Origin of the sequence: Sphingomonas sp. IC4-52, assembly GCF_020707225.1 — a bacterium.
Classification (GTDB): Bacteria; Pseudomonadota; Alphaproteobacteria; order Sphingomonadales; family Sphingomonadaceae; genus Sphingomonas.
This window is the reverse complement of record NZ_JAJFEU010000003.1, coordinates 223439-246657: the sequence shown is the minus strand read 5'-3', so window position 1 is coordinate 246657 and position 23219 is coordinate 223439. Positions and strand designations below refer to the sequence as shown.

General features: G+C 66.0%; 22 protein-coding genes. 17 read left to right on the top strand and 5 right to left on the bottom strand.

Features of this window, described 5'->3' with window-relative positions; all coding sequences use genetic code 11:
- Nucleotides 1-9: 9 nt before the first annotated feature.
- On the bottom strand, nucleotides 10-1464 hold the full coding sequence (gene pyk / locus LK535_RS10110) for a pyruvate kinase (RefSeq protein WP_227771779.1): 1455 nt from the start codon (nucleotides 1462-1464) through the stop codon (nucleotides 10-12).
- A 71-nt stretch (nucleotides 1465-1535) separates the two neighbouring features.
- Between pyk and LK535_RS10105 the strand changes: the two genes are divergently transcribed.
- The 4 genes from LK535_RS10105 to LK535_RS10090 all read left to right on the top strand — a co-directional run bounded on the left by LK535_RS10105 (nucleotide 1536) and on the right by LK535_RS10090 (nucleotide 4185).
- Entirely contained in the window at nucleotides 1536-1829 is a 294-nt protein-coding gene (locus LK535_RS10105; protein WP_227771778.1) for a DUF1244 domain-containing protein, read from the top strand.
- 166 nt (nucleotides 1830-1995) lie between these two features.
- Nucleotides 1996-3324, top strand: coding sequence for a metal-dependent hydrolase family protein (locus tag LK535_RS10100; RefSeq protein ID WP_227771777.1), 1329 nt, complete (start codon nucleotides 1996-1998; stop codon nucleotides 3322-3324).
- Nucleotides 3325-3472: 148 nt separating this feature from the next.
- Nucleotides 3473-3715 (top strand): DUF2312 domain-containing protein, encoded by a 243-nt coding sequence (locus LK535_RS10095; protein ID WP_227771924.1) that lies wholly within the window; start codon nucleotides 3473-3475, stop codon nucleotides 3713-3715.
- A gap of 47 nt (nucleotides 3716-3762) precedes the next feature.
- On the top strand, nucleotides 3763-4185 hold the full coding sequence (locus LK535_RS10090; RefSeq protein WP_227771776.1) for a hypothetical protein: 423 nt from the start codon (nucleotides 3763-3765) through the stop codon (nucleotides 4183-4185).
- Between the two features lie 22 nt (nucleotides 4186-4207).
- Here the strand turns inward: LK535_RS10090 and LK535_RS10085 are convergent, their stop codons facing one another.
- Nucleotides 4208-5665 carry an ATP-binding protein gene (locus tag LK535_RS10085; protein ID WP_227771775.1) on the bottom strand — a complete coding sequence of 486 codons (1458 nt, stop codon included), beginning with the start codon at nucleotides 5663-5665 and terminating at the stop codon, nucleotides 4208-4210.
- A 95-nt stretch (nucleotides 5666-5760) separates the two neighbouring features.
- Between LK535_RS10085 and LK535_RS10080 the strand changes: the two genes are divergently transcribed.
- The 6 genes from LK535_RS10080 to ruvB all read left to right on the top strand — a co-directional run bounded on the left by LK535_RS10080 (nucleotide 5761) and on the right by ruvB (nucleotide 10037).
- Entirely contained in the window at nucleotides 5761-6333 is a 573-nt protein-coding gene (locus LK535_RS10080; protein ID WP_227771774.1) for a DUF1003 domain-containing protein, read from the top strand.
- A gap of 10 nt (nucleotides 6334-6343) precedes the next feature.
- Nucleotides 6344-7087, top strand: a complete 744-nt coding sequence (locus tag LK535_RS10075; protein WP_227771773.1) for a YebC/PmpR family DNA-binding transcriptional regulator — start codon at nucleotides 6344-6346, stop codon at nucleotides 7085-7087.
- 10 nt (nucleotides 7088-7097) lie between these two features.
- A complete protein-coding gene (gene ruvC / locus LK535_RS10070) occupies nucleotides 7098-7604 on the top strand; it encodes a crossover junction endodeoxyribonuclease RuvC (RefSeq protein WP_227771772.1) in 507 nt (168 codons plus the stop codon).
- 80 nt (nucleotides 7605-7684) lie between these two features.
- Nucleotides 7685-8281, top strand: a complete 597-nt coding sequence (gene ruvA, locus LK535_RS10065; protein ID WP_227771771.1) for a Holliday junction branch migration protein RuvA — start codon at nucleotides 7685-7687, stop codon at nucleotides 8279-8281.
- Nucleotides 8278-9018 (top strand): ParA family protein, encoded by a 741-nt coding sequence (locus LK535_RS10060; protein ID WP_227771770.1) that lies wholly within the window; start codon nucleotides 8278-8280, stop codon nucleotides 9016-9018. Before ruvA ends, LK535_RS10060 begins: the two co-directional genes overlap by 4 nt.
- A complete protein-coding gene (gene ruvB, locus LK535_RS10055; protein ID WP_227771769.1) occupies nucleotides 9015-10037 on the top strand; it encodes a Holliday junction branch migration DNA helicase RuvB in 1023 nt (340 codons plus the stop codon). Before LK535_RS10060 ends, ruvB begins: the two co-directional genes overlap by 4 nt.
- A gap of 3 nt (nucleotides 10038-10040) precedes the next feature.
- Here ruvB and LK535_RS10050 read toward each other — a convergent pair whose 3' ends face one another.
- Nucleotides 10041-12170 carry a calcium-binding protein gene (locus LK535_RS10050; RefSeq protein ID WP_227771768.1) on the bottom strand — a complete coding sequence of 710 codons (2130 nt, stop codon included), beginning with the start codon at nucleotides 12168-12170 and terminating at the stop codon, nucleotides 10041-10043.
- 199 nt (nucleotides 12171-12369) lie between these two features.
- Here LK535_RS10050 and LK535_RS10045 point away from each other — a divergent pair, with 199 nt between their 5' ends.
- The 7 genes from LK535_RS10045 to LK535_RS10015 all read left to right on the top strand — a co-directional run bounded on the left by LK535_RS10045 (nucleotide 12370) and on the right by LK535_RS10015 (nucleotide 20222).
- Nucleotides 12370-12624: a hypothetical protein gene (locus tag LK535_RS10045; RefSeq protein WP_227771767.1), complete on the top strand. Its 255-nt coding sequence runs from the start codon at nucleotides 12370-12372 to the stop codon at nucleotides 12622-12624.
- 69 nt (nucleotides 12625-12693) lie between these two features.
- Nucleotides 12694-14964, top strand: a complete 2271-nt coding sequence (gene ptsP / locus LK535_RS10040) for a phosphoenolpyruvate--protein phosphotransferase (protein WP_227771766.1) — start codon at nucleotides 12694-12696, stop codon at nucleotides 14962-14964.
- A 135-nt stretch (nucleotides 14965-15099) separates the two neighbouring features.
- A complete protein-coding gene (locus LK535_RS10035; protein ID WP_227771765.1) occupies nucleotides 15100-15975 on the top strand; it encodes a helix-turn-helix domain-containing protein in 876 nt (291 codons plus the stop codon).
- Between the two features lie 82 nt (nucleotides 15976-16057).
- Nucleotides 16058-16978, top strand: coding sequence for a YbgF trimerization domain-containing protein (locus LK535_RS10030; RefSeq protein ID WP_227771764.1), 921 nt, complete (start codon nucleotides 16058-16060; stop codon nucleotides 16976-16978).
- A gap of 4 nt (nucleotides 16979-16982) precedes the next feature.
- A complete protein-coding gene (gene tilS / locus LK535_RS10025; protein ID WP_227771763.1) occupies nucleotides 16983-17966 on the top strand; it encodes a tRNA lysidine(34) synthetase TilS in 984 nt (327 codons plus the stop codon).
- Between the two features lie 74 nt (nucleotides 17967-18040).
- Entirely contained in the window at nucleotides 18041-20005 is a 1965-nt protein-coding gene (gene ftsH, locus LK535_RS10020; protein ID WP_321576556.1) for an ATP-dependent zinc metalloprotease FtsH, read from the top strand.
- Between the two features lie 31 nt (nucleotides 20006-20036).
- Nucleotides 20037-20222 (top strand): hypothetical protein, encoded by a 186-nt coding sequence (locus LK535_RS10015; protein WP_227771762.1) that lies wholly within the window; start codon nucleotides 20037-20039, stop codon nucleotides 20220-20222.
- A gap of 497 nt (nucleotides 20223-20719) precedes the next feature.
- Here the strand turns inward: LK535_RS10015 and LK535_RS10010 are convergent, their stop codons facing one another.
- On the bottom strand, nucleotides 20720-21826 hold the full coding sequence (locus LK535_RS10010) for a DUF3667 domain-containing protein (protein WP_227771761.1): 1107 nt from the start codon (nucleotides 21824-21826) through the stop codon (nucleotides 20720-20722).
- A 98-nt stretch (nucleotides 21827-21924) separates the two neighbouring features.
- Nucleotides 21925-23166 carry a cytochrome P450 gene (locus tag LK535_RS10005; RefSeq protein ID WP_227771760.1) on the bottom strand — a complete coding sequence of 414 codons (1242 nt, stop codon included), beginning with the start codon at nucleotides 23164-23166 and terminating at the stop codon, nucleotides 21925-21927.
- Between the last annotated feature and the right edge of the window lie 53 nt (nucleotides 23167-23219).

Here is a 23219-nt window from a genome sequence, read left to right as displayed (position 1 = left end):
ATTCCGGGATCAGCCGAAACCCTTTAGCTCATCGCCGATGATTCCTACCACGTGCAGGACGTTGGTGGCGCCCGGCGTGCGGAACGGAATGCCGGCCATGATGATCACGCGGTCGCCAGCCTTCACCATGCCCTGACGCAGTGCCATGCGCTTCGCCTTGGCGACCATCTCCTCGAATGAATCGACGTCCCGCGTGTGAACCGCGTGGGTGCCCCATAGCAGCCCCAGCCGACGCGCCGTTTCCATCTTCGGCGTCAGCACCAAGAGCGGCACCGACGGGCGCTCGCGGGCGACACGCCGGGCCGTGGAGCCCGAGGTGGTGAAGCAGATGATCGCCTTTGCCGATATGGTCACGGCGATGTTCTTGGCCGCCTCCGCCAGCGCGTCGGCGGTGGTGGGGTCGGGCCGAGTGACGGTGAACCGGATGCGATCGCCGTGCATGGGATCGCGCTCCACCGATTCGCCGATGGCGTTCATCATCGCGACCGACTCGACCGGCCAGTCACCCGCCGCGCTTTCCGCCGACAGCATGATCGCGTCCGCACCGTCGTAAATGGCGGTGGCGACGTCCGACACCTCGGCCCGGGTGGGCGAGGGTGACTTGATCATTGATTCCAGCATCTGGGTGGCGACCACCACGGGGCGGCCGAGACGCCGCGAAGTTTCCACGATGCGCTTCTGGAGCGGGGGCACGGCCTGCGGCGGCAGCTCGACCCCCAGATCGCCGCGAGCGACCATAACGGCGTCGCACATCTCGACGATCTCCTCGAGCCGGTCGATCGCGGCCGGCTTCTCGATCTTGGCGAGCAGCGCCGCCTTGCCTCCGATGAGCTTGCGTGCTTCGGCCAGATCCTCGGGCCGCTGCACGAACGACAGGGCAATCCAATCCACCCCAGCTTCGATCGCAAAGGCGAGATCGGAACGATCCTTGTCGGTAAGCGCCGCCATCGGCACCACCACGTCCGGCACATTCAGCCCCTTGTTGTTGCTGAGCGGGCCGCCGATCTCGACGGTGGTGACGATCCGGTCGGCATCATGCTCCACGACGCGCAGCACCAGCTTGCCATCGTCGAGGAGCAGGCGGGCGCCGCGCTCGATCGCATCGAAAATCTCGCGGTGAGGGAGTTCGACACGGCCGGCGTCGCCAGGTGTGGGGTCGCGATCAAGAACGAAGGTGGCGCCGGGGGCAAGTTCGACCCGTCCGTCGGCGAAGCGGCCGACGCGCAGCTTGGGCCCCTGAAGGTCTGCCAGAATGGTGGTGGGGCGCCCGTGGCTTTTTTCCAGCGCTCGGATCGCTTGGATCACCGCGACCTTCGATTGCTGATCGCCGTGGCTCATGTTGATGCGAAAGGCGTCCGCTCCTGCTTCGAAGAGCTTCGCGATCATGCCCGGCGTGTTGCTGGCCGGGCCCAAGGTGGCGAGCACGCGCACCTTGCGGCTGCGTGGGGTGATCGCTCGTGCCATGTAATCGGTTTCCTCGCTTTGCGTCCGCAGGCCTACCGCCTATCTCCGGGCGATCAACCTTGGAGACGATGATGGACCCGATCGACACGATCGACGACGCGACGGCGGCTGCCGCGTTCCGCCGGCTGGTGCACCACCTGCGCCACCGCAGCGATGCACAGAATGTCGACCTGATGGGTCTGGCAGGCTTTTGCCGCAATTGCCTGTCGGATTGGGTGAGCGAGGCGGGCGGCGTGCCCAAGGACGCAGCGCGGGAGGCGATCTACGGTATGCCTTACGCCGAGTGGAAGGCGACGCACCAGGCCGAGGCGACGCCGGAGCAGCTGCAGCGGATGCAGGAGAGCGTCGCGAAGAACGCACACTGACGGCGGGGGCGGCGGCCAGGCGGGTTTGCGCCCAGCCGCCGTCATTGGGGAGGAAACCTGCCATTTTCCTGTCGCGCCCGCTTGTCCAGGGGTGCACGCATCTTCTACTCACCCGGACAATGATAGCAGCATCGCGGCAGGCGCGGTGCGACAAGGGGGGTAGGCGATGAAGAAAATGATCCTGGCTGCGTTGATGATTGCGGCGGCCACGCCTGCCCTGGCCCAGACCGCACCGGCACAGGCCCCTGCATCGACGGTGACCTACATCCACGCCGGCGCGCTGCTCGACCGGCCCGGCCAGTCACCGCGGGGCAACAGCACCATTATCGTGCGCGACGGCAAGATTGCCGAGGTGCGTGACGGCTTCGCGCCGCCCGAAGGAGGCGCCAAACTGGTGGCGCTGAATGACAAGTTCGTGCTGCCGGGGCTGATCGACCTTCACGTCCACCTGCTGGGCATCGGGGGTGATCCGATGCGCGCGCGCTTGACGGCGCTGAACAACGAAGGCGCGGATGACGTGCTGTACGGCGCCGGCAACGCCAAGGCGACGCTGAACGCGGGCTTCACCACCGTGCGCGATCTTGGCGGCGAGCCGCGCAGCATCCGCGCCCTGCGCGATGCGGTGGATCGCGGCGACGTGGTCGGCCCGACGATCGTCAACGCGGGCACCGCCGTCTCGGTCACGGGTGGCCATGGAGATCCGCTAAATGGCCTGGCCGAGCCGTTCGCCCACGCCGTGAAGGAGACGGTGGAGAACACCTGCGACGGGCCCGCGGATTGCGTGCGCGCGACGCGGCGGCAGATCGGCCTCGGCGCGCAAGTGATCAAGATCACTGCGACCGGCGGCGTCCTGTCGAACGTGTCTGGTGGCCTGGGCCGGGCTTTCACGCCCGAGGAAATGAAGGCGATCGTCGACACGGCGCACAACCTGGGCCGAAAGGTTGCCGCGCACAGCCACGCTGCCGAGGGAACAAAGGCAGCGCTGGCGGCCGGCGTCGATACCATCGAGCACGGCAGCTTCATCGATGACGAAGCGATTGCCGCATTCAAGAAGACCGGCGCCTATCTGGTCCCGACCGAAATCGCGCCGGTCGCCGCTGTGGCTCAGGCCCGCGCCGGGGCGCTGCCGCCGGCCACGATCCCGAAGGCCGAGGCGGCTGCTGCTGCCATGCAGGAGAGCCACCGCAGGGCGTACAAGGCGGGCGTGAAGTTCGCGTTCGGCACCGACAGCGGCGTTTCCAAGCATGGCGACAATGCGCAGGAATTCGGCCTGTTGGTCGAAAAGGTCGGCATGACACCGGCCGACGCCATCCGCAGCGCAACGGTGACTGCGGCCGAGGTGCTGGGCCAGGGCAATGTGATCGGCAGCATCGAGCCGGGCAAGCAGGCCGACATCATCGCCGTCGACACCTCCCCGCTGTCCGACGTGCGCCAGTTGGAGCGGGTCCGCTTCGTCATGCGCAAGGGCGCCGTGGCCAAGCCGCTCGCCGAATAGCGTTTGATCGCGGCGGCGGCTTCCCATAGGAGCCGCCGCCGCAACCGATATTCCGGCAACCGCACCGCCGCTTCACGCGCGATTCGCGCTGGGCCGGCGGTGCTTCACATTTGGGGTTTTCAAGATGGCTGAAGAACGCGGCGAAGGCATGGGCGGCGGTCAGGTGGCGGCAGAAGAGCTGCGCCTGTTGATCGAGCGCGCCGAGCGGCTGGAAGAAGAGAAGAAGGGTATCGCCGACGACATCAAGGACGTGTTCGCCGAGGCGAAGAGCCGCGGCTACGATCCCAAGGCGATCAAGAAGATCATGTCGATCCGCAAGAAGAAGCGCGAGGAATATCAGGAAGAGGAAGCAATCCTCGAGACGTACATGCAGGCGCTGGGCATGCTCTGAGCCGCGCGGCTCGAGAACGTCAAAATATCTGGGCAGAGGCGACCGGCATGAAGACCATTATTCTTTCCCTGGCGCTTCTGCTGCCTGCCGCCGCGGCACCAGCGGTCGATTCTGTGGCGGGCTTTTGCACGCGCATGGCGGCACAACATGCAATGAAGCCGGTCAGCCAGCCGAGCGGCAAGCCAGCCTATGAGGCGCGCGCGTTGAAGGGGCTGGGCGTTGCGCTGTTCGGCGGATCGACCATGGTCGGTATGCGGCTGGGCCCGCCGGACGACGCGGCCGCGATCGGCGACCCGGCGCGCTTTGCCGACGCCTGCAAACTGAGCGCGGGCCGGGTTGCCTGCGCGGTCAGCGGCCCGGCGGTGTTCGAGATGACCGTCGGCGACCATGCCGCCACCACGCAAGCCGCCGCCGGCGAACAGGCGGAAGTGAGCATGGCCAAGAACCGGATCCGCTGCGAGGACCGCTGACCAGCCTGCCCAGCCGCGCTGTTCAGACGGCCTCCGCCGGTGCCGTCGTCCAGCCGAGCCGCGCGATGGTGATCGACCGCTTGCCCGACAGATCGGTGCGAGTGACGATCAGGTCGCGGCTTTCGATATAGCCCATCAATCGGCGCACGCGCCCCAGCGAAGAGGTGCCATAGGTTTCTGCCAGCGCAGCGTCGCTGGGGCAGGGCGCGCCTTCGCGCGCGGCCTTGGCAACGAGCAGGAACGGGCCGACCATTTCGTCCTGCAGCGTGCCAGCCAGCGCGATCACCTCGGCCCATTCGGGGTCGGCGATGTCGAAGATGCCGGCGCGCGCGCAGGAGAGTCGACGGGTGAAATCGCCGAGGTCGATGCCAGATCGCGACAGGCCCTGCATACGGCAGCGAACCTGGAAATCCTGGAACAGCACCGATGCGGGCCGGCCAGCGGCGTCTGCGTCTTCGACGATCGCGCGCAGCACGTCGGCGATGATGCCCGCCACTTCCTCGTCGCTGCGCTCCGGCTCCGGCGGCAGGGGGGCGGGACGGGCCATGTCCGCGATCAGTTCGTCGGCGGGCACCCGGCGCGGCCGGGCCTCAAATGTCATCGGCAGCTGCGGCGCGGCCTCCGGCTCGGGCGCGGCGAAGATCAGTTCCTGCAGATCGGCTGGCGGTGCCGAGGGAAGCGGCGTCAGCTTCGGGCTGCCGCTGCGGGCGCTGGTTTCCACCGCGCCAATCTTTACCGTCTTTGGCCGTCGGCAGACCGCCGGGCCAAGCGCGAGGAACGTGCCGCGCGGCAGATCACGGATCGCTTCTGCCTGGCGACGCTCCATGCCGAGAAGATCGGCCGCGCGCGCCATGTCGATGTCGAGGAAGGTGCGGCCCATCAGGAAGTTCGATGCTTCCGCCGCGACGTTCTTGGCCAGCTTGGCGAGTCGCTGAGTGGCAATGACGCCGGCGAGCCCGCGCTTGCGGCCGCGACACATGAGGTTGGTCATCGCCGAGAGCGAGGCGCGGCGCACCTCCTCCGCCACTTCGCCGCCGGTGGTGGGGGCGAACAGCTGCGCCTCGTCCACCACGACGAGCGCGGGGTACCAATGTTCGCGCGGGGCATCGAACATCGCCGACAGGAAAGTGGCGGCGCAGCGCATTTGCCCCTCCGCCTCCAGCCCTTCCAGGCTGAGCACCACCGAGGCGCGATGTTCGCGCAGGCGGCCAGCGATTCGCGCGATTTCTCGCTCGGCATAGTCCGCCGCCTCGATCACGACATGGCCATAGGCGGGGCCAAGCGTGACGAAATCGCCCTCCGGGTCGATTACGACCTGCTGCACCTGCCCGGCCGACCGTTCCAGCAGCCGGCGAAGCAGGTGCGACTTTCCGGACCCGGAATTGCCCTGCACGAGCAATCGGGTAGCCAGCAATTCCTCTAGGTCGATCAGGACCGGCGCGCCCGAGGTGTCGGCGCCCATGTCCACGGCTATCGTCATGCGCCGCGTTTGGCCGAAACCGACCATTGGGGGCAAGACGTTTGCGCTATTGCGGGGATCGCCGTAGCGGATCGGCAGCGGGCCGGGAGAGGGCGATGCAGGGGCAAAGGGCGGATCTGGAAGAACTGGCGCTGCATCTGCTTGGCAAGCCGCCGGAGGCGCTGGACGAGGAGGAGCGGCGCGTCCTCACCGCGATCGCATCGGGCACGGCAAGGGTGCGCGACGCATCCGACGTTGCCGATGAGCGCGCCACCTTCGGGGAGCGGCTGGCCGATCGCGTGGCGGAAATCGGTGGCTCCTGGGGTTTCATCGCCGTTTTCGCCCTGGTGCTGCTGGGCTGGATGCTGCTCAACAGCAATCTGCTGGCGCATTATGCCAAGGCGTTCGATCCTTATCCCTTCATCTTCCTCAATCTGATGCTGTCGACGCTAGCCGCCGTGCAGGCGCCGGTGATCATGATGAGCCAGAATCGTCAGGCGGCCAAGGACCGGCTGACTGCTGCGCTGGATTACGAGACAAACCTGCGCGCCGAACTCGAGATCCTGCGGCTGCATCGCAAGATGGATCAGGACGTGATCGCCCGTCTGACGCGGTGGAGAACCTGCTTGAGCAAAAACGCGAAGTCCGATGAGCGCAGCGACTTGAGCAGGGCACATATCCGGCGCTAGAGGCGCGCACATGGCAGGTCATTCCAAGTTCAAGAACATCATGCACCGCAAGGGTGCACAGGATAAGAAGCGTTCGGGCATGTTCTCGAAGCTTTCCCGCGAAATCACCGTCGCGGCAAAGATGGGACTGCCTGATCCGGACATGAATCCACGCCTGCGCGCGGCGGTTAACGCCGCCAAGGCGCAGTCGATGCCCAAGGACAATATCCAGCGCGCGATCGACAAGGCGAGCCGTGGCGACGCGGAGAATTACGAGGAAATCCGCTATGAGGGCTTCGGCCCGGGCGGCGTCAGCCTGATCATCGAGGCACTGAGCGACAATCGCAACCGCACCGCGACGAACGTGCGCACCGCGGTGAGCAAGAACGGCGGCAACCTCGGCGCGTCCGGCTCCGTCAGCCACGGCTTCGATCGCATGGGCCTGATCAACTATCCGGCGAGCGCGGGCGACGCCGACAAGGTGTTCGAGGCGGCGCTGGAGGCGGGTGCCGAGGACGTGACGTCGAGCGAGGACGGCCACGAGATCTGGACCGCGCAGGGCGATCTCCACGAAGTCGCCAAGGCGCTGGAGCCGGTGCTGGGCGAGGCGGAAAGCGCGAAGCTCGCGTGGCGCCCGCAGACGATGGTGTCGGTGGACGAAAGCGATGCGGCGACGCTGTTCAAGCTCATCGACGCGCTGGACGATGACGACGATGTCCAGCAGGTATGGGGCAATTACGAAGTCTCCGACGAGGTGATGGCGAAGCTGGGCTGATGGCCCGGCGATGATCATCCTCGGTCTCGATCCCGGCCTTGGCACCACCGGCTGGGGGGTGATCGCGGCGGAGGGGAACCGGCTGCGGCATGTTGCCAACGGGCAGATCCGCACCGATCCCTCGATGCCGCTGCCGCGGCGGCTGGCGAACCTTTATGCCGCGCTGATCGACGTCATCCGCACCGAGCGGCCCGACAGCGCAGCAGCGGAAGAGGTGCTCGGGAACACCAATGCGCAGTCCACGCTGAAGCTGGGGCAGGCGCGCGGCGTGGTGCTGCTTGCCGCGGCCGGCGCGGGGCTCGACATCGGCGAATATCATCCCTCCACTGTGAAGAAGGCGGTGGTGGGCACCGGCGGCGCGGAGAAGCGGCAGATTCAGGCGATGATCGGCGTGCTGCTGCCCGGTGCGAAGGTCACCGGGCCCGACGCTGCCGACGCGCTGGCGGTGGCGATCTGCCACGCTCATCATCGCGCCAGCGCGGCAGGCATGATGCGGCGAGTGCAGGCCGGCAGCTGACGCTGCGCGTCGGCTGCTGCGGGAGTTGGCCAGCCGCTGCCGAGGCGCTACGGATTGGGCGATATGACGGACCAGCATCGGTGATCGCCTACCTCAAGGGTATCCTCGCCAGCACGAACGCGGATTCGGCCGTGATCGAGGTAAGCGGCGTTGGCTATCTGGTCGGTGCCTCGTCCCGCACGCTCGCCGCGCTGGGGCCGGTCGGTGAAGCGGTACACATCCATACCGAGATGCTGGTCGGCGAGGATTTTCAGCGGCTCGTCGGCTTTGCCAGTGCGGATGAGCGCGACTGGTTCCGGCTGCTGACCGGGGTTCAGGGTGTTGGCGCGCGCGTGGCGCTGGCAATCCTCTCCGCACTGGAGCCCGCGGAACTCAACCGCGCGGTGGCGGCGCAGGACAAGGCGATGGTGGCGCGCGCCAATGGCGTCGGCCCGAAGCTCGCCGAGCGCATCGTGCGCGAGTTGAAGGACAAGGCGGGCGGGATCGTGCTGGGGCCGGCTGCGGCGGCGCAGGCAATGCCGGTCGGTGCGGCGGCTGACGCGGTGTCGGCGCTGCTCAACCTCGGCTTCCGCCCGGCTGAGGCGTCCGCGGCGGTGGCAGCCGCCGAAGAGGAGCTGGGCGCGGGCGCCACGCTGGACGCCTTGGTCCGGCTGGCGCTACGCAAGGCGGCGAAGTGACCGGCCGCGCGGTCGCGGTCTACAGCCTGAAGGGAGGCGTCGGCAAAACGACGCTGGCGGTCAACCTGGCCTGGGCGGCGGCAACACTGTCGGCGCGGCGCACGTTGCTGTGGGATCTCGACGGGCAGGCGGCGGCGACGTGGATCATGGGGCATGATGGCGAGGGGCGCGAGGCGGGCGCCGCGATCCGGCGTGAGATCGATCCGCGTCGGCTGATCCGCCACACCGCCATCGACCGGCTCCACCTGTTGCCCGCGGATGCCTCGTTGCGCACGCTCGACCTCGCCTTTCGCACGATCGACAAGAAGCATCGGCTGACCCGCCTCGTCGAGGACCTTGCGGGTGATTACGACCGCATCATTATCGATTGCCCGCCGGGGCTGGCCGACACGTCGGACCAGGTGATGCGCGCGGCCGATCTGGTGGTGGTGCCTGTCATTCCCTCCGCATTGTCGCAGCGCGCGCTCCATACCATTGCCGCGCATGTCGCGCGCAAGAAGTGGGCGAAGGTAACGCTGGTGCCGGTATTTTCGATGGTCGACCGGCGACGCGCGCTTCACCGTGAGGCTTTGCAGCAGCATCCCGACTGGCCGGTCATCCCAACGTCCAGCGCGTTCGAGGCGATGACAGTGCGTCGTGCGCCGCTGGGCGCCTATGCGCCACGCAGCTCCGCTGGCGTCGAAGCGGTATCGGACCTGTGGCGCCGGATCGAAACTACGCTATCGGAGATCCGATGACGGATACTGATCGCCTCATCACGCCGACCCGCCGCGCCGAGGATGCTGACGCTGCGCTGCGCCCTAAGCGGCTGGACGAGTTCGTCGGCCAGGCGGCAGCGCGCGACAATCTGCGCGTGTTCATCGAGGCGGCGAAATCGCGCGGCGATGCGCTTGATCATGTGCTGTTCTTCGGACCCCCGGGGCTGGGCAAGACGACTTTGGCGCAGATCGTGGCGCGCGAGATGGGCGTTGGCTTCCGCGCGACGTCGGGCCCGGTGATCGCCAAGTCGGGCGATCTGGCGGCGCTGCTCACCAATCTCGAGGACGGCGACGTACTGTTCATCGACGAGATCCACCGGCTGCAGCCGGCGGTCGAGGAAGTGCTGTATCCGGCGATGGAGGACCGCGCGCTCGACCTGATGATCGGGGAGGGGCCGTCGGCGCGCAGCGTGCGCATCGACCTGCCGCGCTTCACCCTGGTGGGCGCGACGACGCGGCAGGGGCTGCTGACCACGCCGCTGCGCGACCGATTCGGCATTCCGATCCGGCTGCAATTCTACACGGTGGAGGAATTGACCCGGGTGGTGACGCGCGCCGCTGCCTTGCTCGATCTCAACATCGCGTCTGATGGCGCGGCGGAGATCGCGCGACGCGCGCGGGGCACGCCGCGGATCGCCGGGCGGCTTCTGCGCCGGGTGCGCGATTTCGCCAACGTGGCCGGCGTCGAGGTGGTGGATGCGGGTGCTGCCGATCGGGCGCTGAACCGGCTGGAGGTCGACAATCTGGGCCTGGACGCAATGGATCGCCGCTACCTGACCATGATCGCCGACATCTATCGGGGTGGTCCGGTGGGCGTGGAGACACTGGCTGCCGGACTGTCCGAGCCGCGAGATACGATAGAGGAAGTTATCGAGCCCTATCTAATCCAGTTGGGCCTCGTCGCCCGCACCGCACGGGGACGGGTGCTGAACGCGGGCGGGTGGAAGCACCTCGGCCTCAACCCGCCCGCCGGCAGCCAGGATGGACTGTTCGACTGAACCTTAGAGGATGATGCGGGCGGCGATGTCGTCCGGCATGGCGGCGTAGAACAGCAACGTCAGGTCGGACTGACCATCGCCGTCGACATCGAACTGGATCTGCGGCTGCGCTCCCCCGCGGTCGATGACAAGCTCCCCGGCCGAACCGCTGAACGCATCGACGATGCGGAACGCCTGATCGCCCTGCGTGCCCGCATCGGCGTCGATGGCCGACACGTCGATGCGATCGTCTCCGAGCCCGAAATCCGTGATCCAGTCGCCGGAGCCGGGCGTGTCGTAAACAAAAAGGTCGGCGCCGGCCCCGCCTTCTAGCGTGTCGAAGCCGCCGCGGCCGATCAGAATGTCGTCGCCATCTCCGCCGCGCAGATAATTGGCGTCCGCACCGTCCGTGCCGATCAGCATGTCGTCGTGAGCGGAGCCGACGAGGAATTCGAAGTCATAGATCGTATCGATACCGGCGCCGCCCGTATCCTGCGCCACGCCATTCAGCGACAAATCTACTCGAACGCCGGCCGTTGCGTGACCGTAATCGAGCGTGTCGATACCGTCACCGCCGCGCATCCGATCATTGCCGTCACCGCCCTCGATCGCGTCGTTGCCGGAGCTGCCGATCAGCAGATCATCGTGAGCTGACCCGCGCAGGCCCTTGATCGCCTCCAGCGTGTCAACGCCGGCACCCAGCGTATCCTGCGGCCCCTCGATAGCCAGATTGACCCTGACCCATCTGGTGGCATGTTCGTAGCTCGCGATGCCTCCGGTAAGCCAATCGTTGCCCAGCCCACCTTCCAGCTCGCCCTGCCCGGTGAGATGATTGTTTCCGGCATTGCCCCGGACGAGCCAGGCTGTCGGCGCAAAGGCATCGATGTCGGCCCAGCCGCTGAGTTCGATTTGGCCGGCAGCGTGCCACCAATCCTCTTGAACGTAGCTGACGCTGGTGATGATCCGATCGGCCTCTTCGGCATCCATGATCCGATCACCGGCATTGTCGAGGATGAACGTGTCGGCGCCTTCCCCTCCGTAAAAGGTGTCGGCGCCGCGGCCCCCGTTCAACACGTCGTCGCCGCCGAGGCCGTATAGGGTGTCGTTCCGCGCGGTGGCGGCGCGCCCGTAACGATCTGCCAGACCGGGTCCGATCTGGTCGGCGCCGTCGGTACCGACGAGCTTGTCCTTCAGCAGTTCGGCCATGGAGAAATCGCGGGTGCCAAAGCGCACCGTTTCCACGTCGAGGAGGTGATATTCCTCATCATAGCCGCCGAAATCACGGTACAGAATGGTCGTCCCGTCCGCCTGCAGAAAAACCTCGTAGCTTGAGCGCGGACCGAGCACCTGCACGACATCTTCGCCGTCCCCGCCGTCGACATCCTTGAAGCCGGAATAGCCCTTGGTCCGCAGATCGATCATATCGTCGCCCGCGCCGCCAAACAGCAGGTCGCGGCCAAGGCCAGCGACGAGGCGGTCATTGCCGTCACCGCCCGTCAGCTGATCGGCGTAATCGCTACCGAGCAGTTGATCGTCGCCATCGCCTCCGTTCAGGCGATAGGCGCCGCCGATGATGACGTCGCCGTCGGGGGAGCCGGTGCCGGGCGAGTTCTTAAGCCCGCGTCCGTCGATCAGGTCATTCCCGCCTTCGCCATAGACGTGATCGGCGAGGGAGGCGCCAGTGCCGAGGCCCCCGAGCCGCACGATGTCGTCAAACGCGCTGCCGAAGATGGTGCCGACACGCTCAAAGCCGGCGATGCGGCCCGTGCCGAGCCTGGCAATACCGCCGGTTGCCTGGCTGGCGAAATTGAGCGTCACGCCTTGGTCCGCCGCCGTCAGGTCCAGGAACAGCGTGTCGATCCCTTCTCCGCCTAGGAGAATGTCGTTGATCCCGCCGCCAACGACGTCGTTGCCGATACCGCCGTCGACTCGATCCTGATCCGGCGCTGTATCGAAGCGGGTAGCAAGAAAGGCGCCGAAGAAATCGACCAATACCATTCCGCTGGTGAGAATGTCGTTGCCGGATCCGCCAAATATCCGATCTGCGCCGTAACCGCCAAATAGGCGATCAGTGCCGTCCAGACCCCTGATCACGTCATCGTCGTCACTGCCCGAGTAAAAGTCGGCCGACGACGTGCCCACGTAAGTTGCCATATGATTTGCCCCCGAAGCGACATCGCGTCGCCGAAATGCTGCTCACGGTCAAGATGACCGACCGCTTGTCACGGCCAGTGCACAGACCGGCTGGGGACCGGGAACAGCCTTGGCAGCGAAGCGCTATTTTGCTCAAGCGACCCGCAATGGACCCGGCAGGGAATGCCGGCGTTCTGTTGCCGCCACCAAGAGGAAGACGATGACGCATACGCCGCCTGTGCCGCCCGCCAATACCTCACCCTATCCGATCCAGGAGCCGCCGCATCCGCCCAGCCCGCCCGCTCCGCCGCAGCAGAAGGCAGAAGAGTGGGCACAGCCGGAGCGGCGCGGCTGGTCTCTGGGCCGGATCGTCGGGGCTGCCGCCGGTGTTGGCGCGATCGCCATCGGTGTGGCGGCCGTGCTGTTCCCGCGTGAGGACAAGCCGGAACCCAGGAAAAAGAAGCGCAAGAACTGACATTTCGCTGCGGTGCCGCGCAGGAAATGTTGCGTGGCACCCAGCGGGTCGGCCTGCTAGCGACACCTTATGCTTTCCGCCGCCGCCTCTGCCCGCGAAATTCTGGTCAACCTCCACGATGTCATGGCGGCTCGCTCCAATGCTCAAGCCAAGCTCAACCAAGTCGTGGAGATCATCGGCGAAGCGCTGAACAGCGAAGTTTGCTCGATTTACCTGCTGCGCGAAGGTGTGCTGGAACTGTTTGCCACCCGGGGTCTGTCGGCGGATGCGGTTCACGTGACCAAACTCGCGATGGGCGAAGGGCTGGTCGGAACGATCGCCGAGAATGGCGAAGTGCTGAACCTTGACGAGGCCGCAAGCCACCCGGATTTCGCCTACAAGCCTGAAACGGGTGAGGATCGGTTCCACAGCTTTGCCGGTGTGCCGATCATCCGCCGGGAGCGCTCCGTGGGCGTGTTGGCGGTGCAGCATGCCGAGCCGCGCCGTTATGCCGATATCGAAATCGAGGCCTTGCAGACAGTTGCGATGGTGCTCAGCGAGCTGATCGCCAACGCCGGTCTGATCGACCCTGCCGCTCCGCGCAATCGGCCGCAGCAGCCTACCGCCAGCATCCGGCTGACCGGGCAGAAACTGGTGGAGGGTATGGCTGCGGGCGCCGCCGTATTCCACCAGCCGCGGATCCATATCGAGCATACCGTGGCGGAGGATACCGAGGCCGAGCGCCACCGCGTCTATGCCGCGTTCGACAAGATGCGCGAGCAGATCGACCGCATGACGCGCGAGGCGGAATTCGGCGTGGGGGGTGAGCATGAGGAAGTGCTCGAGACCTACAAGATGTTCGCCTATGACGAAGGCTGGTCCCGTCGCATCAATGAGGCGATCGACAGCGGCCTGACGGCGGAAGCGGCAATCGAGCGAGTGCAGCAGCGCACGCGCCAGCGGATGCGGCAGATCGACGATCCGCTGCTTGCCGACCGGATGCACGATCTGGAGGATCTGTCGAACCGCTTGCTGCGGATCGTTTCCGGGCAGATGGGCACGGCGGCGCAGTTGGGGCTGCGGCAGGACACGATCCTGATCGCGCGCAATCTGGGGCCGGCGGAACTGCTCGAATATGATCGCCGGCGGCTGAAAGGCGTGATCCTGGAAGAGGGATCGCTGACCGCACACGTCACCATCGTGGCACGCGCCATGGGGATCCCCGTGCTCGGCCGCGTAAGGGATGTGCGCCGGCAGATTGCCGAAGGGGACATGCTGTTACTCGACGTGGGCGAGGGATCGGTGGTGGTGCGCCCGTCCAGCCCCATGGAGGAGGCGTTCGAGGCGAAGCTGGCGCTGCGGCAGAAGCGGCGGGCCGCCTATGCACGGCTGCGGGATGTCGCGCCCGAGACGAAGGACGGCCACCGCGTGACCGTGATGGTCAACGCCGGCCTGCGCGATGACGTGGGCGCCCTGGACGTGACCGGCGCCGACGGCATCGGTCTTTTCCGCACTGAATTTCAGTTCCTGGTTTCCGCCACCCTGCCGCAGCGCGAGCGCCAGCAGCGGCTGTACCGCGAGGTGCTGGACGTGGCCGGTGATCGGCCGGTGATCTTCCGCACAGTGGATATCGGCGGCGACAAGGCGCTGCCCTATCTGGCCCAGCATGACGGGGACGAAGAAAATCCCGCGATGGGTTGGCGCGCGCTGCGCCTGGCGCTGGAGCGGAACGGACTGATGAAGGCGCAGGCCCGCGCGCTGCTGGACGCGGCGGCGGGGCGTACGCTGAACGTCATGTTCCCGATGGTGAGTGAGGCCTGGGAATTTGCCGAGGCCCGCGCATTGTTCGAGCAGCAGCGCGCCTGGCTGACATCACGCAACCGGCGCATGCCGATCGAGATCCGCTATGGCGCGATGCTAGAGGTGCCCAGTCTTGCCTACCAGCTGGATCTGCTGCTGCCTCAGGTGGACTTCCTGTCGATCGGCACCAACGATCTGACTCAGTTCTTGTTTGCCGCCGATCGCGCAAACCCGAAGCTGGCAGAGCGCTACGACTGGCTTTCGGCGTCGATTCTTCGCTTCATCAGCAGCGTGCTGGAACCCGCGCGTGCTGCCGGGGTGCCGGTCGCGGTGTGCGGTGAGATGGGCGGCCGACCGCTCGAGGCATTGGCGCTGATCGGCGTTGGCATCAATCGTCTGTCGATCACCCCTGCGGCGGTCGGACCGATCAAGGCGATGGTGCGCTCGCTCGATTACCAGGCGGTAAGGACCCAAATGCAGCGGCTGCTGGCTGATCCTCCGCGCGACATGCGGGGAGCACTGGGCGCTTGGGCGCAGGCGCAAGGCGTGGAACTCGGCTGAGGATCGGCAGAAGCCTCGGCGAAGCGAGGGGCCTCGCGGACCAAAAGCGGTGTGGCTCGATTGACACAGATGGCCCGCTCTGTGAGACGTGCAGCGAGGATGGACGGGGTCGGTCCGCCCGAAGCGGAGAAGCGAATGACTGAGGCCGAGCGCGGCGACAACGCGACGCTCTTCCCGCAACCTGTAGGCGAGAGGCTGCGCGCTGCGCGCGAGCGACACGGGATGTCGCTGGCCGAAATCGGCGCCCGCACCCGTGTACCGCTGCGCCACCTGGAAGCGATCGAGGCGTCCAATTATGGCGCGCTGCCGTCGCCCACCTATGCGGTTGGCTTCGTTCGCGCTTATGCGCGTGCGGTCGGCGAGGATGAGGTGACGCTGGCGCGGGACGTGCGCGCCGAAGCGCATGACGCACCGCGCGTAACGCCGAAGTACCAGCCCTATGAAGTGGCGGATCCGACACGCGTTCCCAGCCGTGGGCTGGTGATCGCGGCGGCCGGGGTTGCGCTGGCGATTGCCGTCCTGGCGGTTCTTTGGCTCGGCAGCAGCCTGTTCCGTGGCGACGGCACGCCCCCGCAGGCCGCCCCCTCGGTAGCAGTGGCGGTTCCGGCGGCTCAGCCGTCGTCGGCTTCCAAGGCAACGCCGCAGGTGACGTTGACGGCCACGGACGAGGTCTGGCTGCGGGTCTATGACGCTGCGGACAAGACGCTCTACATCGGCACCATGAAGGCGGGTGAGCGGTTCGACGTCCCTGCCGACGCCGACAATCCGATGATCAACGTCGGCCGGCCGGACAAGCTGCGCGTGACGCTCAACGGGTCGGCGCTGCCGCCGCTGGGGGATGGCAAGCGGCCGATCAAGAATGTGCGGGTGAGTGCCGATGCTCTCAGTGCGCGCGCTGGGGGTCAGGCGGCGCCGGCGGCGGCCCCAGCCGCCGCTCCCGCGGGGGCGCCAGCCGCGTCTTCGTCCGTGCCGCCCGCTTTCGCTGGCGAATCAACGGCTCCCTCGCGCTGATCGCGCGCCCTTAAGGCTGGCGACAGGCGCGACGGTGCAGCTATAGCGTGGTTGTTAACCCACTCCTGGGGGCTGTTGATCAATGCGTAGGTTCTTCATTGCCGTGATTCTCGCCGGAGCGGCCACCCCGGCTGTCGCACAGTCCGGTCTGGAGGGCCGTGTCGGCAAGCTGGAGAGCGAGATGCGCGCGGTGCAGCGGAAGGTCTTCCCGGGCGGCGCGGGCGCTTATATCGAACCGCAGGTGCGGGCTGCGCAGCCCGCGCAGGAAGAAATCGGCGCCCCGGCATCAAGCGCGATCTATGATCTCACTCAGCGGGTTTCGTCGCTGGAATCCCAGATCGCCTCCATGACCGGGCAGATCGAGCAGACGCAATATCGCATGCGCCAGCTCGAGGATCAGTTCGCCGCCTACAAGAAGGCGACGGACGCGCGGCTGAGCAGCGGCGAGGCTGCCCCGATCACCAGCGACGCTAGGAGCGGTGAGGGCGGTCCGGTGGTTCCGCCGCCGCCCCGCACCGGCGCGACTGCTCCCGCCAAGTCGGCGCCAGCGGCCGGGGCGGCGAGCGGCGGGCGCGCAGCACAGGTGGCAGCAATTGCGAAGCCCGCGTCGGGCCAGGCCGACGAGGATGAATATCTTTACGGCTATCGTTTGTGGGCGGCCAAATTGTATCCGGAAGCGGCCGAACAGCTCAAGAAGGTGGTGGCAACCTATCCGCGGTCGCGCCGCGCCAGCTTCGCGCAGAACCTGCTGGGACGGGCCTATCTTGATGATGGCAAGCCCAGCCTGGCCTCCATCGCCTTCTACGACAATTACAAGAAGATGCCGGACGGCGAGCGTGCGCCGGACAGCCTTTATTATCTTGGCCAGGCGCTGCTGAAGCTGAACAAGCCTGCCGATGCCTGCAAGGTTTATGGCGAGTTGCTAGACGTTTACGGGGACAAGATCGGCCAGGGCATGAAGGACGACGTGGCGCGGGCGCGCACCTCCGCCAAGTGCAAGTAACAGAGTGCCGGAAGCGGCTGATCTCGCGCGGTTCCGGCGCGATCTGATAGCGCTCACGGGTGACGCACCGTCCCGCGATCGGCCGATCGCGGTGGCAGTTTCCGGCGGGCCAGACAGCATGGCGTTGCTGGTACTGGCGGCGGCGGCCTTTCCGGAGGCGGTGGTTGCCGCGACTATCGACCATGGGCTGCGGGATGCTTCCGCAGACGAGGCCCGCATGGTGGCGCGCGAGGCCGAAGGATTGGCTGTTCCCCACGCCATCCTGAAGGTTGACGGCCCGATCGTTGGGGCAAGCCTGCAAGCGCGCGCGCGGGATGCCCGCTATGCGCTGCTGGCGGACTGGGCGGAACAGCGCCGCGCCATGGCAGTGGCCACCGCCCATCATGCCGATGATCAGGCAGAGACGTTCCTGATGCGGGCATCGCGTGGCTCCGGTGTGTCGGGGCTGGCGTCGATCCGCTCGGCAGCGGTTGTCGCTGGCGCGTCAGTGGTGCGCCCGCTGCTTGGCTGGCGGCGAGCGGCGCTGCGCGCGATCGTGCGCCGGGCCGGGCTTCCCTTCGTGGACGATCCCGCCAACAGCGATCCACGTCATGACCGTACGCGGTTTCGCCAGCTGCTCGACCGCAATGAGTGGCTCGATCCACCTGCCCTGGCTCGAACCGCGGCGGCAGTTGCGGAGACAGAGCGAGACCTCGGTGAGATCGCGCTGCTGATGTGGCGCGAGCGAGCGGAGATATCGCCTGAGACGGTCACGCTCGATCCAAGCGGGCTGCCACGCGACACGCTGCGTCGGATGGTTCGCCGTGCGATTGCCACCGTCCGCGCAGCGCATGACATCACCGCTCCTGCCTTCGACGAATCAGCGAATATCGAGCCGATGCTGGATACGCTGCTGGACGGGCGGCGCGGCACGCAGGGCGGCGTCGTTGCGGGCCGGAGGCGCGGGCGCTGGCAGTTCCGGATTGCACCGCCGCGTCGATCACTCTGAGCGACGAAATTCGGCTGCCGTTCCGTTGCCATTAACCTCAGGCAACCTACATTGCGGCTGTTGAAAGGTAACGCATGAACGACAACGACAAGCAGCCCGGCGAGAATGGAGGCAACGGCCCCAATCCGTGGATGAAGAGCCTCCTGATCTGGGTTGGTATTCTCCTGTCGCTGGCCATCGTCGTCACGATGTTCGACGGCCGCACCGGCGCTGCAACCGGCAATTCGATCGCGTACTCGGCCTTCCTCGACAAGGTCGACGAGGGCACAGTCAAGGACGTGACGATCTCGCGCGAGCAGATCACGGGCACGCTTTCCAGCGGTGACAAGTTCCGGACCGACCCGGTTTCCGATCCGCAGCTGACCGATCGCTTGCGCAAGGCCGGCGTCGAGATTTCGGGCAAGCGCGACGAAGGCCCCTCGATCTGGCAGTATATGCTGGTCCAGGCGCTGCCGTTCCTGCTGTTCCTGGGCATCGCCTTCTTCGTGGTGCGCCAGATGCAGAAGGGTGGCGGCGCGGGCGGCGCGATGGGCTTTGGCAAGAGCCGCGCAAAGATGCTGACGCAGAAGGAAGGCAAGGTCACCTTTGCCGACGTCGCCGGCATCGACGAGGCGCGCGAGGAGCTGGAGGAAATCGTCGAGTTCCTGAAGGACCCGTCGAAGTTCGCGCGTCTTGGCGGCAAGATCCCCAAGGGCGCGCTGCTGGTCGGCTCGCCCGGTACCGGCAAGACGCTGCTCGCCCGCGCGATTGCGGGTGAGGCTGGCGTGCCGTTCTTCACCATTTCCGGCTCGGACTTCGTCGAGATGTTCGTGGGCGTCGGCGCCAGCCGCGTGCGCGACATGTTCGAACAGGCCAAAAAGAGCGCGCCGTGCATCGTCTTCATCGACGAAATCGACGCGGTCGGTCGTCACCGTGGCGCTGGCCTTGGCAACGGCAACGACGAGCGCGAGCAGACGCTGAACCAGCTGCTCGTCGAGATGGACGGCTTCGAGGCCAACGAAGGCATCATCATCATCGCGGCGACCAACCGCCCCGACGTGCTTGACCCTGCGCTGCTGCGTCCGGGCCGCTTCGACCGCCAGGTCGTGGTGCCGCGCCCCGACATCGAGGGTCGCGTGAAGATCCTCGAAGTGCACATGAAGAAGGTGCCGCTGGCGCCGGACGTCGACGCGCGCACGATCGCGCGCGGCACGCCGGGCTTCTCGGGTGCCGATCTCGCCAACCTCGTCAACGAGGCGGCGCTGATGGCAGCGCGCAAGTCGAAGCGGCTTGTCGCCATGGCCGAGTTCGAAGAGGCCAAGGACAAGGTCATGATGGGGGCCGAGCGGCGTTCCATGGTGATGACCGAGGACGAGAAGCGGATGACCGCCTATCACGAGGCGGGCCACGCGATCGTCGCGCTGCACGAGCCGGCATCCGACCCGATCCACAAGGCGACGATCATCCCGCGCGGCCGCGCGCTGGGCATGGTGATGCGCCTGCCGGAGCGCGACAGCTACAGCTACCACCGGGATAAGATGTACGCGAATCTGGCAGTGGCGATGGGTGGCCGCGTCGCCGAGGAGATCATCTTCGGCTATGACAAGGTCTCGTCGGGTGCGTCTGGCGACATCCAGTATGCCACGGGCCTGGCGCGCGACATGGTCACCAAGTGGGGCATGTCCGACAAGGTCGGCCCGGTCGATTATGCGCAGCCCGAGGGTGAAAGCTTCCTTGGCTATTCCTCCTCGCAGCCGACGCACATGTCGAACGAGACGGCGCAGCTGATCGACCATGAGATCAAGACGATTGTCGAGGGCGGCCTGACGCGCGCCAAGACGGTGCTGACCGAGCATATCGACCAGCTCCACACGCTTGCAGGTGCGCTGCTCGAATATGAGACGCTGTCGGGCGACGAGATCAAGAAGTTGATTGCCGGTGAAGGCATTGGCCGCACCGATCAGCCGAAGCGCTCGACGATCCCGACCGTGGGCACGTCCATTCCAAAGACCCGTCGCCCGCAGGGCCCGTTTGGAAATCCTTCTCCGGCGGGTGCCTGAACAAAGCGCGACGCTGTGATGGCGTCGCGCAATGACGGTTGTTTCTTCAAGCGAATGTCGGGCGCTGCTCGGCATTCGCTTTTTCTTTTGCCAAGCGCGGTGTGTCTTTTCCTTATCCCGCCCCAGCCACATTGAAGCAGCTTTAAAGGGCTGCCCGATCTCGCGCCTGGCCGCGCTGGTGGCTGTGGGTGTGGCGAAGGTCATCGCGCGCGGCTAAGGATCGCGGTTGTCGAAGCGGCGCCTCGGGCATCCCGCGTCTTCCAAACACCGGTGAGCGGTCGTTGGCGCGGTGGTCGACATGAATGCCGGTGAGGTGAGTGGCGACAGTGCACGGCACGATGCTCTGATGCTGAACCGACCCGCCGAAAGTGCGAGGCCTGGGGAATGGTTTCCGCCGTTCAGTGCTTCGGCGTGACTACGCGCCAGAGCGGCGATCAGGCGCTCAAGTTCCCGCCGCTTCAATCCTACAGAGGGCAGCCGCCTCAGTGATGAGCCTTTTGAAACGTTTGGCTCTTCGACGCGATGAGGGAAGCAATGGTTAGGAGGCGACCTAACCGGCTGGGTTGCGGCGGTGAGGCCGCGGTTCAGCACCATCGGTGAGGGCGGAGCCGCGCAGGCAAACGCGTTTGGATCGCTGAGCGATGCTGGATGCCCGATGCTCCTCAGACCTCCCTTGTTCTCCCCGGTATGCCGGCAGGCACATAGTCGGCGGGCTCAGGCGAGGCCGAGATAGAGCAGCAGCATGGCGAAGGCGGGCACGATGACGCTCATGATCAGTAATACGAGAATGCTCGTGCGGATCAGGGCGCTGGCCCGGGCAAGGCCGTAGGTGCCCTTCATCTGCTTGTAGATGTGAATAGGGGCAATCACGACCGCGGCAGTTATGAGCGCCCAGCTTTGCACACCCATCGCGCCCAAAATGGCGAGCACGATGGTCAACAGCGACATGAAGGTAAGCGAATAGGTCGTGAAGACCGCGTGATCGTACAGCCCGAAGCGGCGGCTGAAGGGGAAGAGCAGCCACAGGAACGGGATCGAAAGCGGAATCAGCGCCCAGCTGAACTTATAGGCTGAGGTCTTGAGCTTGTAGAAAAGCAGCGTCGGGTTCTCGCGCGCGTGGCGAATTTTCGCTTCAAGCCAGCTTTCGCCAGCACCGCGCGGCGATAACTCCTCTGCTGCACCCGGAGCCGGCAAGAGCCGCTCGGCCGCACCAAGATCGCGAACCGTCTCCTGCGCGTCGGCAAGCCGCTTCTCGAGCGCGGCGACCCGTCCGGCATCGGGCTGCTGCTCACGCCGCTCCTTGTTTAGGCGGCGGCGGTAGTCGGCGACCTGCGTCTGCGCCTTGATCCGCTCGGCAGCGATTTTGTCCCTAGTCTCGACCATGCCGCCGGACAGGCCTGACTTCAGGAAATCTCCACCGCCAAAGCTCCAGCCGGGGAGGTTCGCAACGATCGCGAACATCAGGAAGACGGTAAACAGGAATAGCGCGAGCGGCGAGACGAAGCTCGCGCGCTGCCCGTCTACGTAGCGCCGAGTCAGGTCACCAGGACGGCGGATGAGCATCGGCAGGGTGCGCCAGATCTTCCCTTCGAAATGGAACACGCCATGCGCGATATCGTGGATGATGGCGCCTGCGGTGCGATGAACATGGCCGGCCTGACCACAGGCATGGCAATGCGACCCGATCAGCTGGGTTCCGCAATTGAGGCAGTGGGTGGGATGATCGTCCGCGGTGTGCGCCGCGCCGGCGTCTCGTTCGAGCGTACGACCGATCAGCCCCCCGGTGATCACATCCGCACTTGCCTCGATCCCGTCCGCCATGGCCCCATTCTCCCCAACGCCAGCATAGTTGCGCGGGGTTTAGAGAGGCAAGGTCGTACAATGTCGGGGGCGGCCGACTGAACCGCCCCCGATCCCGCTCAATACTTGCTAAGTTCCACCGGCAGCTTGCGATATCCGTGGACGAAGCAGGCGGAGACTCGCTCCGGCGCGCCGGCCACGTTCACGCGCATGCGCCGCTTGGCCATCTCTTCGAGCAAAATGCCGATCTGAAGCTCGGCGAGGCGGGCGCCGACGCAGCGGTGGATCCCGTGACCGAAGGCGAGGTGCCGGCGAGCGTTCGGTCGATCCACGATCAGCTTGTCGGCGTCTTCACCGAACACGCTCTCGTCGCGGTTGCCGGAGATGTACCACAAGGCAAGCTTGTCGCCGGCCTTGATCTGCTGGCCCATCAATTCGGTGTCTTGGGTGGCGGTGCGGCGCATGTGCGCAAGCGGCGTTTGCCAGCGGATGATCTCGCTAACCGCATTGGGGATGAGAGACGGGTCAGCTTCGAGCTTGGCGCGCTGGTCGGGGTATTTGTCGAGGCCGTATGCCAGGCCGGACATGGTGTTGCGGGTCGTATCGTTGCCGCCGACGATCAGCAGGATCAGGTTCCCGAGGAACTCGTTGTCGTCCATCTCCCGCATCGCGTCCGAATGGATCATCATGCTGATGAGATCGGGCTGGAGCGGCTTGTTCAGCTTCTCGTTCCAAAGACGGCGGAAGTAGGTGCCGCATTCGTACATGTGCATGAGGCGCTGCTGACGTAGATCCTCGTTCTTGATGATCTCGATATCGCCGGCCCAGTCGGACCAGAAGGTGAGCTTGCGGCGATCTTCCCAAGGGAAGTCGAACAGGATCGCCAGCATCTGCGTGGTAAGCTCGATGGACACGGTATCCACCCAGTCGAACCGTTCGCCCCAGGGAAGCGAGTCTAGCACCTCCTCCGTGCGCCGACGAATGTCGGACGCCAGGCGCGTCATCTCCGAAGGGGTGAAGGCGGGGGCAACCGTACGCCGCTGCGCCGTGTGCACGGGCCGATCGCGTGCGATGAACATCGGCATTCGCACGGCATTTGGATCGGTCGCATCGAAATCGGCGATCGTGATCCCGCCCGCCTCGGAGGAGTAGAGATCGGGGAGCGACTCAACCTCAACGATCGGCTTGTAGGAGGAGACCGACCAGTACGGACCAAACTCCGAGTCGTGCACATAATGCACCGGTGCTTCGGCACGTAGGCGAGCGAAAGGCTCTCGCCAGGTATCGTCACGATATAGTTCGGATCTGCTGACGTCGAATGGGTCAACCGATTCGGACACATCCCTGGCAAGGGTCGCCATTATCTCTCTCCCGAATTCTATCGGGCAAGGAAGAACCTCACTGACAATATTGT